This is a genomic window from Corynebacterium sp. HMSC073B01 (assembly GCF_001838255.1).
GTDB classification, from domain to species: Bacteria; Actinomycetota; Actinomycetes; order Mycobacteriales; family Mycobacteriaceae; genus Corynebacterium; species Corynebacterium jeikeium_D.
In genome coordinates this window covers 1-13,364 of record NZ_KV836133.1, presented here as the reverse complement: position 1 = coordinate 13,364, position 13,364 = coordinate 1, and the positions used below count along the sequence as shown (strand labels likewise).

The window sequence follows — 13,364 nt, the reverse complement described above, 5'->3', positions numbered from 1 at the left end:
TGAAAATCAGACACACTTTTTGTCACTTAACCCTCTGAAGTTGTCAGGTTTGCTGCTTAACCAAAAACGCCCGACCGCCTGCGCATCAACTGCACAGAACAATCGGGCGTGAAAAGGCTTTTGGCTATCTAGCCGCCTATTTACTTCTTGCGAGCCTGACCCGGCTTCGGAGCCGGCTTGGACGGCTTGGAAGAGATCTTCTTAGCGTCGTCAGCGTTCTTCTTCTCGGTCTTGACCTCGTCGACCTTGATTTGAGCCTGCTTGGAAGCCTCTGCGGCCTTCTCCTCAGTGGTCTCCTTGGCCTCAGCAGCCTTGTCCTTGGCCTCGTCGGCCTTGTCGGCTGCCTTGCCCTTTACCTCTTCAGCCTTGTCCTTAGCCTCAGAAGCCTTCTCTTCAACGGTCTCCTTGACCTCTGCGGCCTTCTCTTCGACCTTGTGCTTAACTTCCTGGGCCTTCTGCTGGTACGGAGCTGGGTCAACCGGGAGCTTGTCGTCCTTGCGCAGCTTCCAAACGATGACACCGACGATTGCTGCAACAACAGCGAAGACCAGGGAAGCGGTTGCGATGCGACCGTTCTTGGCGCGCTGCTCTTCCTTACCGGTTACCTTGTCGATAGCCTTCTGGGTACGCACCTCGAGGTCCTTGCGAGCCTTCTTGGCCTTCTTTTCAGCCTTCTTAGCCTCGCAGCGAGCCTTGCAACGGGTCTTCTTGCCCTTGCGCTTAGCGTCCTTCTCGGCCTGCTTCGCAGCCTTCTTAGCCTGCTTCTTGGTCTCCTTGGACTTCTTCTCAACCTTGCCGGTCAGTTCTTCGGCCTGCTCAGCGAGCTGATCGCGGGCGTCGGAAACCTTTTCCTTAACGTCTTCCGCCCAATTGGTTGCTGCGTCCTTTGCTGCCTCGTTCTGTGCAGCTGCCACCTTCTTAGCCTCCTGCATCGTGTCGTAGAGCTCTGCAGCCTTCTTGTCCCGGTAATCCGAGTAGCTGTCGTAAGCGGACTTCAGTCCCTTGACAGCCAGCGAGATTGCGTTGGGGTTCATGACTCTCCTTTATTAGTGCGTCGCCAACAGGCATCGCCTTTAATTCTCAATCAATGATTAATACTGCTGCGGCGCCAGTGCCTCTGAGACCAAGATGCTTCTAAGTCCAAGAGCTAGGGCCCAGTTAGGCCTAGCGCCGAAATATTTGCAGCAGGCTCACATTCCAGCTTAGGCACTATTTGGCCTCCATGGGGGTCAACGAAGAACTCTTTTCCTTATCTTGAGAAACATTTTCGCTGGTTTCTGCCACGGAGAAACTCACCAGTAGGAGCAATTGGCCACCAAGGTCGGTATCCTAAGGAACGTGACTATTAAGACTGCTACTGCAACTGTGCACACCAACCATGGCGATATCGTGATTGACCTGTTCGGCAACCACGCGCCGAATACCGTCGACAACTTCATCGGCCTGGCAGAAGGCACCAAGGAGTACAAGGGGCAGAACGCCTCTGGCACCGAGTCCGGCCCGTTCTACGATGAGGCCATCTTCCACCGCATCATCGCTGGATTCATGATTCAGGGTGGTGACCCGCTGGGCACCGGCACCGGCGGCCCGGGCTACATGTTCGACGATGAGATTCACCCGGAGCTCCAGTTCGATCGTCCGTACCTGCTCGCTATGGCAAACGCCGGCAAGCGCGGCGGCCGTGGTACCAACGGTTCCCAGTTCTTCATCACCGTTGTTCCGACCCCGCACCTCAATGGCGCTCACACCATCTTCGGTGAGGTCGCTGATGATGCCTCGAAGAAGGTTGTCGACGAGATCGCTCGTGTGGCTACCGATCACTGGGATCGCCCGCTGGAGCCGGTCGTGATTACCTCCATCGACATCGAGAAGTAATCCGCTAGCTTCTACGCTCTTTAACCCGTCCGGTTGTTCCGGGCGGGTTTTTTCATGCCCATTTTCGCTTTACGACGGCCCGTAACTTCAATGTTGTGTTTAGGGGTAGTGGGGGTAGTAGCACATCGTGTTGATTCTCCACATGTCCACAGCCCTGTGGAAAAAATACTCCACTGTTCACCTAGGTGAACACGGGCCAAGAAGCACGTTACGGGTTCCAATTTTCACAAATTACAACAATTCACAGTTGTCCACAGACTTGTGCACATGTGTGGATAATTCCATTCTTGTAATTTACGAACCAGCGTTCGAAAGTGGTCGAACTCCGCAGAATATTGGAGTTACGCACAACTTGACTTGCAACTATGTTACTTGTTCACAGAGTTATCCACAGGCTGTGGATACTGTGGACACAGGGGATAGAACCAAAGTTGTCATGCTTTACGGTTTCTGTCACGTAACCCGTGAGAAATTTGGGACGAAATCTCTCCACAGTTATCCACAAATTACATGATTGTTACACAGGTTTCTGTGGATAACTTTTTTGCGCGATCAGTAGGAGGGAAATCCTCATTCGTCGAAAAACGTGTGGGAAACGGGTGTATTGACGGGGGTGAATTGACCTGGGTTTTTAGGTATGAAAAAAAGGCGCATCCAAAAGTGGATGCGCCTGAGGGGGTGCGATGTATTAGAGCTGACTAACGCCAACCCATAGTCATCAGCAGACCAACAATGAAAAGACCAAAGCCGATGACGTAGTTCCATGCGTTCAAAGTCACCATGAACGGAATATGCGGACCCGCGATGTAGTTGACCAGCAGCCAGCCCAAACCAATCAGCATGAACCCGAACATCAGCACCTTGTACCACACCGGCGTCTGAGTGCTGTTGATTTTGACCGGGGTACGGCTGACGGAGGAGCCACCGGATTGTGGTGAATTAGTGCTTTCGATCTTTGCCTTAGGCATAGCGCTTTAAACTCCTTAGGTTGTGGTCAGCAGGTTGCGATCAGCGCGGTATCTACACTCCCGCGGTATATGCATAATTGTAAACTTTGCATCCGAACTTACCAGTGAAGTTCGCAGGCAGTAGAATTCCCAGTTATGCAGATTCTCGTCGTCGATAACTATGACAGCTTCGTATTCAATCTGGTCCAGTACATAGGCCAGCTCGGCGAAACGGTTACTGTCTGGCGCAATGATGATGCGCGTCTCCGCGATGTTGACGACGTCGTAAAGCAATTTGATGCAATCCTACTGTCGCCCGGTCCCGGTGAGCCGTCTAATGCGGGGTGGACAGAGGACATTATTCGCGCGGTGAGCAGGCAGGACGAGCCGACACCGGTGTTGGGTGTGTGCTTGGGTCACCAGGCGATTGGTGAGGTCTTTGGTGCGCAGGTCGTGCGTGCCGACGAGCTGTTGCACGGCAAGACCTCCCCGGTCACTCATGACGGCACGGGTGTTCTGGCCGATGTGCCCAGTCCTTTTATTGCCACGCGCTACCACTCGTTGACGGTGGATCCGAAGACACTGCCGGAGGAACTCATTGCCACGGCATTCACGGATTCGGGCATGCTGATGGCGATGCGCCACCGCGACCTGCCGATTCACGGCGTGCAGTACCACCCGGAGTCAGTACTCACCCAGTACGGGCACCGCATGCTGGTCAATTGGCTGCGGCTGGCCGGCGGTGAGTACACCGAGGAACTCCTGGCGGAGTTGGAAGAGCAGCAGGCCGTGTACCAGCGCGCCTTCTCAGACGTGCTGGCACACTAGCCGCTAGTTAGGCAGCAGATCCGGCAGCCTTATGGGAGGTTCCGGAGCAGGCCGTTCCTCTGAAGAGCTCTCCGGGGCGACCCCCAGCCGGTAGACGCGTAGGGTGACCTCGCCGTCCTTGTTGAGCTTGGATCCGGCCGACGGGTTGGCTTTCTCCACGTGGTCGACCTTGGACAGATCCAGCGTGGTGACTTCCTCGGTGCGGATAGTTCCCTCGAAGCCGGCATCGGTGAGTGCCTTCTCCGCATCGCGGAGAGTCTGGCCCTCAACTCGTGGCATCTTAATTTGGTTGCCGCGCGAAACGTGCAGCTCGACAGTCGTTCCGACGGTGAGCTCCGTGCCCTTCTGGGGAACCTCAACAACGGTTCCCTGTTCCTCAGTGGAGTCAACCTCCACCACCTCGACAACGAAACCAGCGGACTCGAGGGTCGTGCGGGCGGAATCCAACCTCTGACCAGTGACATCCGGAACAGTCTTGGTCTCGATACCGGAGGAGACAGTCAAAGTTACACGGGTTCCCTTCGACACCTGAGAACCGGCAGCTGGAGACTGCTCGATGACATTGCCGCGCGGAACGTCCTCACTCGGTTCCTCTTGCAGCTTCGGATTGACGACAAGCCCCGCCTCCTCGAGTAGGCGGCGAGCTTCCTCGGCCTGTTTGTCGCGTACATCCGGCACATTGGTCAACTCTGGGCCCGAAGATACGCGCAGCTTGATACGAGATCCCTGCGGCAACCCCGATCCGACGCCCGGTTCGGTGGCAATCACCGTGTCTCGGGGCACATCTGGGTTCGGCTCGTCGACGCGGTTGACCACGAAACCAGCCTGCTCGAGAACCTGCGTCGCCTCATTGACATTTAGGCCCTCGACCTGCGGAATGGCAACGGTCTCGACCTCGGTGGACGAGTTGAAAAGCTGGTAGGCGCCGTAGCCGACACCGCCAAGAGCGACCAGCGCAGCAGCCGCCAGTGCGACAGTCTTTCCTGCGCCACCCTTCTTTTTCTCAGGCTCGTCAGTGTTAGCAATCTGAGCAGGGGCTTCCGGTTGGGCAGCTGCTCTCTCCGGTTCCGGAGCAGGGACAGGGGCCGGGGCCGGAGTTGCCTGCTGTGCAGGGGTCACCCGGGTCTCAGCATCCGATGGAGCTGCCGGAAGGAATTCGGTGGTCTTCGCATCGTCGTCATGCGCGCCGTGGTGCGCCAGCGCCAACGGATCCTCGCCGCGTGCAAGACGACGCAAATCCTGGGCGAAGTCCTCTGCAGAGTCGTAGCGCTCCATCGGATCCTTGGCCATCGCGGTCAGAAGCACCGCGTCGAGGGCCTGAGCCGTGTTTGGGTCGGTGTTGAGCTTCCCCGAAGGCCGCGGCGGCTGGTCCTGAACGTGCTGGTAAGCGACAGAAAGAGGGGTTTCGCCGGTGAACGGCGGGGCGCCCGTGACGGCCTCGAAAAGTACGCAGCCGACAGCGTAGATATCGGAACGGGCGTCGGCGGTCTTACCGCGCGCCTGCTCCGGCGAGAGGTATTGCGCGGTACCCAGCACCGCCGCAGTCTGCGTCATCGTGGTGGAATCACCGAGCGCGCGAGCGATGCCGAAGTCCATCACCTTCACCTTGCCGGTGTTGGTCAGCATGATGTTCGCTGGCTTGATGTCACGGTGAATAATGCCCGCATGGTGGGATGCCGTCAGCGCATCACACACCGATGCCATGATCGATGCGGCCTTCTTCGGGTCGAGCCGCCCCTCACGACGAACAAGATCACGCAGGGTCTCGCCCTGAATCAGCTCCATGACAATGAAAGGCACGCGCCCCATCGGGCTATCCGTCTCGCCGGTGTCGTACACCGACACAATCGACGGGTGATTCAGCAGCGCTGAATTTTTCGCTTCACGACGGAACCTTGCGAGGAAGTTCTCATCCCTGGCAAGGTCGGCCCTCATCATCTTGACCGCGACAGAGCGACCGAGAACAGTATCTTCAGCGCGGTAGACATCGGACATGCCGCCAACGCCAATGAGCTCGCCGAGCCGATAACGGCCGGAGAGGAGATCGTCATTGCCAGACATTGTTCGTCAGTCCCTTCGGAAGGATTTCCACCAAAACATCTTGTACCTGAATATTACTGTGCATCTGGAGTCCCCAAGGTATTACCGGAGTCATTTCCCAAGGGCAATTGAATACCGGGTAGACCACCGCCACTGGAGTCGTCGCCACTGTCGTTGCCATTGTCGTTGCCCGAATCCTGAGTCGGTTCGGACGTATCCGGAGCGGTCTCGCTGGTGTCCTGCTCAGTGGAGCTGTCAGAGGCACCGTCATTGTTGCCGCCGTAGTTTTCCCCAGAGTTGCCGCCGTCGTTATTTCCCCAGTTACCGGAATTGTCTCCCGACCAACCGTAACCAGAACCGTCGTTGGGGTCGGTGTTTTCCTCTGTGGTTTGCTGCTGTGACTGGTTCGGAATGTACTGCTCCAAGTTCGGAATGGTTGGCAGTGAACCGGTAGTCGACAGCGAATAGACGACCGCGATAGCACCGGCCAGCAACACTAGCAGCACCAACAGCACAATGCTGCCGCAGCCACAACCGCAGCCACTGCGCTTCTTTGCCGGCTTACGCTGTCGGGCGGGTTGCTGCGGTGGCCGCTGTGGCTGCTGCGGTGGCTGCGACACCGGCATGGGCGGTCGCGTCATGGCACCGAGTTCGGTGGTCGCCGGGTTGGCAGCGTTGGATTGACGGTGCACCGTTGGGGTCACACCACGCGGCTGCGGTGGGCGGTGCCCCGCGCGCACTCGCAAAACAGCCTGTGCCAGCTCACGGCCATCGGCATAGCGACGCTGCGGATCCTTGCGCAGCATAATGCCGATAAGTTCGCGGATATGCGGATTGACCGTCGGCGCCAACGCAGGTGGTGCCTCGTTGATGTGTGCCACGGCAACCGCGACGGTGGAGTCGCCCTGGAAGGGCCGGGCGCCGGCCACCATTTCGTAGGCGACACAGCCAAGCGAGTAGATGTCTGTCGCCGGACTCACCTGTTTGCCCTGCGCCTGCTCCGGTGAGACATACTGCGCGGTACCGACGACCATGCCGGTACGCGTCAGAGGCACCGCTTCAGCGGCTTTGGCAATGCCAAAGTCGGTAATTTTCACCGTGCCCTCCGGCGTCACCAGGAGGTTGCCTGGCTTAATGTCGCGGTGGACAAGGTTCGCAGCGTGAATTGCCGACAGGCCGTGTGCAGTCTGCTCCAGAACGTCGAGCATCAGGTGCTCTGGCAGGGTGCGACGCCGCTGCAGCACCTGCGACAGAGATTCGCCACGGATGTACTCCATGACGATGTAACACGCGCCGTGGCTGCCGATGTCGCCTTCCTCGTAGGTGACAATCTTCACCACGTTTGGGCTGTTGACGCTGCGCGCAGCGGCGGCTTCGTTCTGGAAACGCTGCCGGAACTCGTAGTTGTCCGAGTACTCCTGGTTCAGAAGTTTGATTGCAACCAGTTCGCCGCTGGTGGCGTCGTCGGCAAGCCAGACGGTGGACATGCCGCCACGGCCGAGCAGACGGCGGACGTGATATCGGTCGCCAACGATGTCTTGAACTTGGTGGGCATCCATGCTTATCGACCCGCCTGTTCGACCGCGTTAATGAGTGCACGGCCAATCGGGGCAGCAACGGAGGCGCCGGTAGCGCCCTGGCCCTGGCCGCCACCGTTTTCCACGACGACAGCCACGGCGACATCGGAGTCCGGCGCGAAGGCGATGTACCAGACGTGCGGTGCGTACTCGCCGCGGACAGCACCGTGTTCCGCGGTACCGGTCTTGGAGGCAATACGCGAACCGTTACCGCCCGAGTGCGACTCGGAGCCGCGCATCAGCTCAGTTACGGTCTCCGCGACCTCCGGCGAAATCGCCTCGCCGGCTTCAATCGGCTTAAAGGACTTGATTTCGGAGAGGTCGGCACCGCGCACCGATTTGATGATCTGGGGTTCCATGCGCACGCCGCCGTTGGCAATCGTGGCGGCGATGATGGCGTTGTCCAGCGGCGTGAAAGACACGTCGCGCTGACCAATGGAGGTCTGACCCAGCGAGGACTGATCCGGAATATCACCGACAGCGGAGGGCTGAATCGGCAGGCCCGCGTCATCGTGGGTCTCACCGATGCCGAATCGCTTAGCGACGTCCTTGAGCGCATCGGCCCCGTACTGCATACCGAGCTCAGCGAATGCCGTATTACAGGACTGCGCGAAAGCCTGGCGGAGAGTTGTAGTAGCCCCACCACAGGTCGAGCCACCGTAGTTCTCCAACGTAGTGGTGGTATCCGGCAGCGTAATCTGCGGTGCGCCAGTGACCGAGGTGTCCGGGGAAGCGCCTTGCTCCAGTGCCGTGACCGTGGTCAACACCTTGAAAGTGGAACCCGGCGGCAGCGGACGCTGAGTGGCGTGGTTGAGCAGCGGTGCGCCCTCATTGTTATTGAGGGACTGCCAGGTACTCTCGTCGCCGGCGGCGATGTCATTCGGGTTGAACGACGGTGTGGAGGCCATCGCGAGAATTTCACCCGTCGATGGGCGAATGGCGACGGCGGAGCCGACGTAGCCGCGTTCAGCGAGTTGTTGGTACGCAGTCCGCTGAGCGTTCGGCAACAGCGTCAGCTCCGTGGAGGCCCCAGAGGGTTCCTTGCCCGTGACCATGTCGAGGGCGCGGGAGGTAAACAGCGAAGGGTCGCTGCCGTTCAAGATCTCGTTCTGAGAGCGTTCGATACCGGCGGAGCCGTAGATGTCCGACAGGTATCCGACCACCGCGGCATATGCCTCCGGGTCGGTGTCGTAGCTGCGGTCATAGAAGCCGCTCTCGCCCTTGACCGAGTGGGCCAGAATGTCGCCGTCAGTGGTGATTTGGCCGCGAGGTTTGGACTTTTCCTCCAGGAACTGGCGGCTATTCAGCGGATTGTGGGCGTACTTATCCTGCTGGAAGCCCTGGATGTAGGTCAGGTTCGCCAGTAGAAGAACGAAGAGTCCGAGAACGACAACAAAGATTTGGCGAATGGTTTTATTCATCTACTGGTTCACCTCCTGAGATGCGTTGGCATTGTCGTTGAGGCCCGAAGGGCTGCTTTGAATGCCCCAGGGGCGGTTGGCCTCGTCAGAGACGCGCAGCACGATGGCCAACATGATGTAGCTGGCCAGCAGTGAGGAACCACCGGCTGACATGAACGGAGTAGTCAGACCTGTCAGCGGCATCAGCTTGGAAACACCGGCTGCAACCACGAACAGCTGAATGGCCATCGAGAATGCGACACCGGCCGCCAGCAGCTTGCCAAAGGAATCACGTACCGCCAAGCTCGCCGAAATACCGCGGGAAATCAGAATCGCGAACAGCAGGATGATGGCACTCAGACCGGTAAAACCTAGCTCCTCACCAAAGGCCGAGAGGATGAAGTCAGAGTGTGCCACCGGAATGTTCTGTGGGTAGCCCTGGCCCAGACCGGTGCCACCGATGCCACCCCAGCTCATGCCGAACAGACCCTGGGAGAGCTGATAGCCGCCCTCGTCGTAGGAGCCCAACGGATCCAGGAAATGCGTGACTCGCGCCTGAATCTTGTCCGAAACCATGTAGACACCGACAACGCCGACGGTCACCAGCACCATGCCGATGATCAGCCAGGAACCACGACCGGTGGCAGCGTAGAGCATTGCCAGCACAGTGCCGAAGAGCACCAGCGCCGGGCCAAAGTCATTCTGCAGAGCCATGATGACGGTAGCGATGCCCCAGATCAGCAGAATCGGACCCAGGTCGCGAACACGCGGGAAATCAATCCCCAGGAAACGCTTGCCCGCCACATTGAACAGCGAGCGCTTATTCACCAGCAGCTGAGCAAAGAAGATCAGCAGCATGACCTTGGCAAACTCACCCGGCTGCATGGAGAACGGGCCGATGGAAATCCAGATGCGGGCATCAGCATTAATCGACGACGGCCACACCAGCGGTAGCGCCAACAGAATCAAGCCGCCGAGACCCAGCAGATACGAGTACTGCGACAGCGAGTGATGGTTGCGCAGCAGGACAATCACGCCGATAAACAGTGCGACACTGAGTACGGTCCACATGATCTGATTGCGCACCAACGAGGTGTCATTGGCCAGGTCGAGGCGGTGAATCATCACCAGCCCCAAGGCATTGAGCGTGGCTGCAACCGGCAGCATCACCTGATCGGCGTTGGGCGCCACAAAGGTCAGCGCGATATGCGCCACTGCAAAAATCACAAAGAATCCGCCAATGATGTAAAAGACATCTCCGGTCAGAGAGTTGCCCTGAGCCAGTTCCAGCGAAATTAGTGCCAAAAGCAACAATCCTGCCGACAGCAGCAGCAGGAGCATTTCCTTCATCCGAAGCTGTCGCTTCGTGGTAGTTTCACTCATTTTCGCACCTGCCTACAGTTGACTCCTGGCTTCGAGCCCAGCTTTTCATCCTTCTTGTCATCGTCGGAAACGGACAGACATACCGGCAGTGCCGACTCCGCCAAACGTCCAATCTGGTCGCTGACACCGTCGTAGGAATCAGCCGGCAGACCTTCCAACGAATTGCGTGCCGCCGGCGAGAGATCTTCCGGCGTCATGATGTGGCAGTCGACCTTCTCCTTCGCCGTCCCAGCCGGAGGAAGCTGAACTTTATTGTCATCGGTCAAACAGATGAACTGATGTGGCTCTTGCAGATCGAAGCCCAGCAAACTACCGGGCACGCCGTGCATCAGCTGCACCTGCCCGTCGACCACCGCGAGATGGTACATCGACTCCTTCTTCTGCCAGCCCCAAACACCAAGGCCGACCAACCCGGCCACCAGCACCAGCACCACAGAAATAACTAGCCACTTGCCCTTGGAAGCTTTCTTCTCCGGCGCCGAAGTCACTGCAATTTCCTGCGACTTCCGCGGGCGGAGTGCCGCCGCGCGTCCCGCTGACGTATTGGGGCGGGGGAGTTCCTCCTCCGCACTCTGCAGGGCACCGGCCAGGGCGGGCTCGTAAGGCGTGCGTGCCGACGAATCGACAACATCGGCAACCACCACGGTGATGTTATCCGGACCACCGGACTTCAACGCGTAGTCAATGAGCTTGGTAGCGGCCTCGTCCGGAGTGCCCTCCGAGAGCACATCCTTGATGGTGTCCGCGGACACTGGATCGGATAGACCATCCGAGCACAGCAGGTAGCGATCGCCCTCGTGAACATCGCGATAAGACAAAGTAGGCTCCACCGGGCGACCGGTGAGAGCCTTCAAAATCAGTGAGCGCTGAGGGTGAATTGCCGCTTCTTCTTCGGTGAGATTGCCCTCATCCACCAGGGACTGCACATAGGTGTCATCCCGGGTAATGCGGATGAGCTCTCCGTCGCGCAGCAGATAGCCACGCGAGTCACCGACATGGCACATGCCCAGGCGGGTACCGTCGAAAAGCAGAGCAGTCAGCGTAGTGCCCATGCCTTGCGTAGAGGGGTTCTGCTCAATTTCATCCGCAATGGAGTTATTGCCCTCCATGCAGGCGCTGCGCAGGGACTCGAGCAAATCGGGGCCGGGCTGATCATTGTCCAGCCGAGAGACGGCCGCAATCATCAGCTGAGATGCGATTTCTCCGGCGGCGTGGCCACCCATGCCGTCGGCAAGCGCGAGCAGACGCGAACCCGCATAGGCGGAGTCCTCGTTGTTCTGTCGGATGAGGCCGCGGTCAGAGCGGGCCGTGTAATTCAGAGCAAGACTCATGGTTGCAACCTCAAAGTTGTACGGCCAATACGAAATTCCATACCCGAAGCCAGGCGTTCCGGCTGTTCCACGCGCTGGCCATTGAGGAATGTGCCATTGCGGGAGTCCAGGTCTTCCAGGTACCAGATGCCGTCGCGGTTGATGACGCGAGCGTGCTGGCCCGAGGCGAAGTCATCGTTGAGGACGAAGGCATTCGACTCTGAACGGCCAATAGTGATGTCGCGTTGGTTGTTTAGGTTCATGCGCGAACCCGCCAGCGGCCCGGAGGTGACAAGGAGCTGATGTGGAGTCTGCGAGCGCTGGAAACGCTTGGCCGGAGCACTGCTGGCCTGCCGAAGTGGGCGCAGCGGAGCCGAGCCTGTTGTTTCTGTACGCAGGGTGCGAAGCGTCATCCAAATGAAAAACCACAGGACGACCAGCACGCCGATGCGCGAAAGCAGAAAAACGATAGCTTCCACGTCCGAGGAACCTCCTTATGTAGAGCTGGTGGGTCCGCAAACCGAACACACGGACGTAATTATTCCAGGAATGTGTCGGCAAACCTAGGGCAGTGGCATGTGAACCTGGTGAACCTCACTACTTAGCGGATCTGAATCAGCGAATCTGAACTTCGAGAACAGAATGTCCCAACGAGATTTCGTCGCCGTCGGCCAGCAGCCAGTTCTCAATGGGTTCGCCATTGACAATGGTGCCGTTGGTCGAATGCAAATCGACGAGCACAGCGTCCTGGCCGTCCCACGTGATCTCGGCATGCTGGCGGGAAACACCAGTATCCGGGAGGCGGAAGTCGGAAGCGGTGCCGCGGCCGATGATGTTCGAACCATGGCGCACCTCAAATACGCGCGAGGAGCCGTCCTGCAACAGCAGGGTGACGGTCTTTTCCTGGGACTGGTCTTCACCCACGGCCGCGCTGCTCAGCTCAGTTGCCGCTTCCGGGTCGACCGCGGGGATGGGGCGGGAAGCGGTGGGGAACTGCTCAGCTTCCGGCTGCGGGTGGTAGGCGGCAGAGGTCTCTGCAGCTTGGGGTTCATCATCGCTTTGCGACGGGGCTGCGTCAGTGTTGGCATCATCGGCACTGTCCTCGAATGGGACGAACTCCGAGGTGCCCACGGTGTCCTCGGTGAAAGTGCTGGCCGTCTTCAACTGGCCGGTGTGGAGAGACTCCACTGCCTGTAGGTGGACGCTAATGGAACCGGTGAAGCCCCAGCCGTTGTTACGGCAGTAGCGTGTCATGCGGTCAGCCAACTGATTCGGCAGGTTGGGCTCGGACGCAGAAAGGTTCTTGTAGTCGGCAGCGCTGATGCCAATGCGGAAATCATTGGGTGCCAAGTACTGACCGTTGGCGTCCTGCATCAGGAAGTCTTCAATTTCCTGCTTCAGGCATTCTTCTAACTCATTCGGGACAACCTTGCCGCCGAACACGCGCGCAAAGCTGTTATCGAGCCCGCGCTGAAGCGAGCTATCGAGCTTGCGGATGCGTCCTAGGAAATCCATCTGACTAAAGAAATTCGCCTTCTCCCGCCAAACCGCGGCGGGTTACGTGAAAAAAATGTGCACAAAAATTATCGATACTTAAGCAACAGTATAGAGCCCTACACCTTCAGTTAAGGGCTAGGAACTACTGAGGTTTATCAAATAGTGACGACGGTTGTGGAGGAAGTTGCTATTGCTAAGTGCTGAAAAGTGGTGGAAAACGCGCGCTGGCCTGGGGATTTGGTGGTGTATTAGCGCGGGGTGTTATAGTTCTATTCGTTCCCACGGGCGAGTGGCGGAATGGCAGACGCGCTGGCTTCAGGTGCCAGTGTCCTTTACGGACGTGGGGGTTCAAGTCCCCCTTCGCCCACAGCGAAGATTCTCGGAAGTGTAAAAGCTTCCGAGGATTTTTTGTTTGTGGGGTTGGGGTTTGGGGTGGGGCTTGGGTTGAAGCAGAGGCAGATGCTGAGCTGAGGTTGTGGGTTAAGTGACAAAAAGTGTGTCCGCTCG

At 58.4% G+C, this 13,364-nt stretch carries 11 protein-coding genes and 1 tRNA gene; 3 read left to right on the top strand and 9 right to left on the bottom strand.

Features of this window, described 5'->3' with window-relative positions; all coding sequences use genetic code 11:
* Positions 1 to 140: 140 nt before the first annotated feature.
* Positions 141 to 1,034 carry a hypothetical protein gene (locus tag HMPREF2849_RS00120; protein ID WP_016421751.1) on the bottom strand — a complete coding sequence of 298 codons (894 nt, stop codon included), beginning with the start codon at positions 1,032 to 1,034 and terminating at the stop codon, positions 141 to 143.
* Positions 1,035 to 1,338: 304 nt separating this feature from the next.
* Here HMPREF2849_RS00120 and HMPREF2849_RS00115 point away from each other — a divergent pair, with 304 nt between their 5' ends.
* Positions 1,339 to 1,875: a peptidylprolyl isomerase gene (locus tag HMPREF2849_RS00115; RefSeq protein WP_369707163.1), complete on the top strand. Its 537-nt coding sequence runs from the start codon at positions 1,339 to 1,341 to the stop codon at positions 1,873 to 1,875.
* A 698-nt stretch (positions 1,876 to 2,573) separates the two neighbouring features.
* Here the strand turns inward: HMPREF2849_RS00115 and crgA are convergent.
* On the bottom strand, positions 2,574 to 2,843 hold the full coding sequence (gene crgA / locus HMPREF2849_RS00110) for a cell division protein CrgA (RefSeq protein ID WP_005511903.1): 270 nt from the start codon (positions 2,841 to 2,843) through the stop codon (positions 2,574 to 2,576).
* Positions 2,844 to 2,978: 135 nt separating this feature from the next.
* On the opposite strand from crgA, the gene HMPREF2849_RS00105 reads away from it, so the two are divergent.
* Positions 2,979 to 3,650 (top strand): aminodeoxychorismate/anthranilate synthase component II, encoded by a 672-nt coding sequence (locus HMPREF2849_RS00105; protein WP_048731900.1) that lies wholly within the window; start codon positions 2,979 to 2,981, stop codon positions 3,648 to 3,650.
* A gap of 3 nt (positions 3,651 to 3,653) precedes the next feature.
* Here HMPREF2849_RS00105 and pknB read toward each other — a convergent pair whose 3' ends face one another.
* The 7 genes from pknB to HMPREF2849_RS00070 form a co-directional block, all read right to left on the bottom strand.
* The gene (pknB, locus tag HMPREF2849_RS00100) at positions 3,654 to 5,711 is read right to left on the bottom strand and encodes a Stk1 family PASTA domain-containing Ser/Thr kinase (protein WP_070566452.1); all 2,058 of its coding nucleotides are present in this window, start codon (positions 5,709 to 5,711) and stop codon (positions 3,654 to 3,656) included.
* Between the two features lie 53 nt (positions 5,712 to 5,764).
* Positions 5,765 to 7,249, bottom strand: a complete 1,485-nt coding sequence (locus HMPREF2849_RS00095; protein ID WP_070602175.1) for a serine/threonine-protein kinase — start codon at positions 7,247 to 7,249, stop codon at positions 5,765 to 5,767.
* A 2-nt stretch (positions 7,250 to 7,251) separates the two neighbouring features.
* On the bottom strand, positions 7,252 to 8,688 hold the full coding sequence (locus HMPREF2849_RS00090) for a penicillin-binding transpeptidase domain-containing protein (protein WP_049172592.1): 1,437 nt from the start codon (positions 8,686 to 8,688) through the stop codon (positions 7,252 to 7,254).
* On the bottom strand, positions 8,689 to 10,050 hold the full coding sequence (locus HMPREF2849_RS00085) for an FtsW/RodA/SpoVE family cell cycle protein (protein ID WP_080969613.1): 1,362 nt from the start codon (positions 10,048 to 10,050) through the stop codon (positions 8,689 to 8,691).
* A complete protein-coding gene (locus tag HMPREF2849_RS00080; RefSeq protein WP_070429077.1) occupies positions 10,047 to 11,381 on the bottom strand; it encodes a PP2C family protein-serine/threonine phosphatase in 1,335 nt (444 codons plus the stop codon). The genes HMPREF2849_RS00085 and HMPREF2849_RS00080 overlap by 4 nt, the downstream gene beginning before the upstream one ends.
* A complete protein-coding gene (locus HMPREF2849_RS00075; protein ID WP_016421758.1) occupies positions 11,378 to 11,839 on the bottom strand; it encodes an FHA domain-containing protein FhaB/FipA in 462 nt (153 codons plus the stop codon). The genes HMPREF2849_RS00080 and HMPREF2849_RS00075 overlap by 4 nt, the downstream gene beginning before the upstream one ends.
* A gap of 136 nt (positions 11,840 to 11,975) precedes the next feature.
* Entirely contained in the window at positions 11,976 to 12,875 is a 900-nt protein-coding gene (locus HMPREF2849_RS00070; protein ID WP_049193412.1) for a DUF3662 and FHA domain-containing protein, read from the bottom strand.
* Positions 12,876 to 13,140: 265 nt separating this feature from the next.
* On the opposite strand from HMPREF2849_RS00070, the gene HMPREF2849_RS00065 reads away from it, so the two are divergent.
* A tRNA-Leu gene (locus HMPREF2849_RS00065) sits at positions 13,141 to 13,224 on the top strand.
* Positions 13,225 to 13,364: the final 140 nt, after the last annotated feature.

Excerpts from the sequence above, each read along its gene's own strand:
- HMPREF2849_RS00120 (WP_016421751.1), bottom strand. The coding sequence starts at position 1,034 with ATGAACCCCAACGCAATCTCGCTGGCTGTCAAGGGACTGAAGTCCGCT.
- crgA (WP_005511903.1), bottom strand. The coding sequence starts at position 2,843 with ATGCCTAAGGCAAAGATCGAAAGCACTAATTCACCACAATCCGGTGGC.
- HMPREF2849_RS00105 (WP_048731900.1), top strand. The coding sequence starts at position 2,979 with ATGCAGATTCTCGTCGTCGATAACTATGACAGCTTCGTATTCAATCTG.
- pknB (WP_070566452.1), bottom strand. The coding sequence starts at position 5,711 with ATGTCTGGCAATGACGATCTCCTCTCCGGCCGTTATCGGCTCGGCGAG.
- HMPREF2849_RS00095 (WP_070602175.1), bottom strand. The coding sequence starts at position 7,249 with ATGGATGCCCACCAAGTTCAAGACATCGTTGGCGACCGATATCACGTC.
- HMPREF2849_RS00090 (WP_049172592.1), bottom strand. The coding sequence starts at position 8,688 with ATGAATAAAACCATTCGCCAAATCTTTGTTGTCGTTCTCGGACTCTTC.
- HMPREF2849_RS00085 (WP_080969613.1), bottom strand. The coding sequence starts at position 10,050 with ATGAGTGAAACTACCACGAAGCGACAGCTTCGGATGAAGGAAATGCTC.
- HMPREF2849_RS00080 (WP_070429077.1), bottom strand. The coding sequence starts at position 11,381 with ATGAGTCTTGCTCTGAATTACACGGCCCGCTCTGACCGCGGCCTCATC.
- HMPREF2849_RS00070 (WP_049193412.1), bottom strand. The coding sequence starts at position 12,875 with ATGGATTTCCTAGGACGCATCCGCAAGCTCGATAGCTCGCTTCAGCGC.